Source organism: Oscillochloris sp. ZM17-4 (assembly GCF_019599295.1).
In the GTDB taxonomy this organism is placed as follows: domain Bacteria; phylum Chloroflexota; class Chloroflexia; order Chloroflexales; family Chloroflexaceae; genus Oscillochloris.
In genome coordinates this window covers 1-1,902 of the sequence record NZ_JAIEWN010000147.1, presented here as the reverse complement: position 1 = coordinate 1,902, position 1,902 = coordinate 1, and the positions used below count along the sequence as shown (strand labels likewise).

Genomic DNA, 1,902 nt, shown 5'->3' with positions numbered 1-1,902 from the left:
ACAGGACACAGAACACGTCATAAAGGCTTTACAGTTTTGAGGTGCCGGGCAAGCCGAAAACCGACGACGTGATCGTGGTTGTCAGGCGAGTAGCTGACACGGTAGGCCGCGCGCAGGTAGATCGGGCGATTGAACCAGGCGCCACCGCGATATGTAAAGCGTTTTTGCACTGGTTCCGCCCCATCTACACGCTCATCTTGCGGGTCGTAGGGATAGGGCTGATATGCGCTGCGCGTCCACTCCCAAACATTCCCGGCCATGTCGAGCAGCCCGGTTCCCGGTGTCGCACCAGCCGGAAAGCAGCCAACGGCAGTCGTGCCATTGTACCGCCGATTGAAGTTGGCGCGCTCGTCGTCTGGCTCAGGATTACCCCAGGGATAGGTTCGGCGCTGGCTGCCCCGTGCCGCATACTCCCACTCGGCCTCGCTGGGCAGGCAGTAGGTGTAGCCGTCGTTCAGGTGGTGATCTGTTAGCCAATGACAAAACGCGGTCGCCTCATACCAGTTGACGCCGACCACCGGGTGGTTCGGGCGGGCGATCCCAAAACGAGAGTCGTCCCAAAGGCGTGGAGTGATCGCACCTTCTTTGCGCAGCCAGTCCCCGCCAATCGCCCACCAGGGTGCGGTCAGATCATATCCGCCAGCGTCGATGAAGTCCTTGAACTGCGCGTTCGTCACCGGGTAGCGGGCCAGATCAAATGAGCCAACCGTGACCAGTTGATCATTGATCTCATCATCGTGCTTGTGCTTCCCTTTTGGCTCGCCAATCACAAAGCTCCCGCCCGTGATCCTCACCATCGGCGGCGGGAGCGTACAGACGCCGGGGCGCGGGTCGCCCACCACCGCCAGGACATTCCCGGCGGCCACGCGGGCGGCGGCGGGCGCGGCGTTCAGCGGGGCTTCGACCATCGCGCAGGCGGCCTCAGCGATGCGCGCATTCAGCGGCCCCTGGCCCTTGAACTTCTCTAGCTCGCGGATGGCATCGGCGGCCAGAGCCAGGCTGGCCGCATGCTCGCTTGGCGTCTCGCCACAGGCGATCAGCTGCTCCAGGAAGCGCCAGCAGCGCTCCTGGCTCAGATGCCCGGCGCACAGCAGGATCACCTCGCGCCACCAGGGCTCCTGGGAGTGCTCCAGCAGCTCGGCCCACAGGTCGCCCTCGGCCACGTAGCGCGCCGCCAGGAACTCCTGGAACGACAGGTGGCTGAAGCGGAACACCCGTGGGCGGATCTCGTCCAGCAGCCCGACATGCACCGGCAGCTCGTCTACGAACGCCTCGGCGGCCTCCAGCGGCGGGCATCCGGCCGGCAGCGCCGGGGAGTCCGCGACGATCCGCACCAGGTCATCGCGGCCAATCTCGCGCCCGGTGCTCTCGCGGGTGTCGGCCCCGCGCTGGTGCATGCGGTAGGCCACAAAGGCCAGCAGCTCGCGCTTCTGGCGCAGGCTCATGCTCAGGCTCGGGCGCCCGCTGTAGGTCTCGCGCTGCTTGGCCGCCTCGCCCACCTTGCCGCGCCCGCCCTTGAGCAGCACCGTCACGCAGGCCTCGTACAGCTCGGCCCGGTTCTCGGGCAGGCTGCGCGAGTCGTAGTAGATGATCGCGATGATGGTTAGCAGCAGCGGGTTGGTCGCCAGGTCACGCACACGCTCATTCGTCTCCAGCGCCGCCCACAGATCATCGCTGAAGCGGGCCGCCGGGCGCGCCCCGTCGTCGCCCTGGTGGCCGAGCAGGCGGTGCAGGCTCTGGCTCCAGTTGGCGATGAAGCGCTGCTGCTTCTCCGCCGAGAGGTCGTCCACCGTACACTCGCGGAAGCCCTGGCTGAGTCGGGCGTCGCCCTCGTATGCCTTGGGCCGCGAGGTGAGCACATAGCGACAGTTTGGGTAGCGATTGACCAGGCTACTCACGATT

Annotated in this window: 1 protein-coding gene; it reads right to left on the bottom strand. The window is 66.0% G+C overall.

Annotated elements, in window-relative coordinates; all coding sequences use genetic code 11:
- Nucleotides 1–17 precede the first annotated feature (17 nt).
- A partial coding sequence (locus K2Z83_RS28265; protein WP_220598512.1) for an SUMF1/EgtB/PvdO family nonheme iron enzyme occupies nt 18–1,902 on the bottom strand: 1,885 nt, incomplete at its 5' end.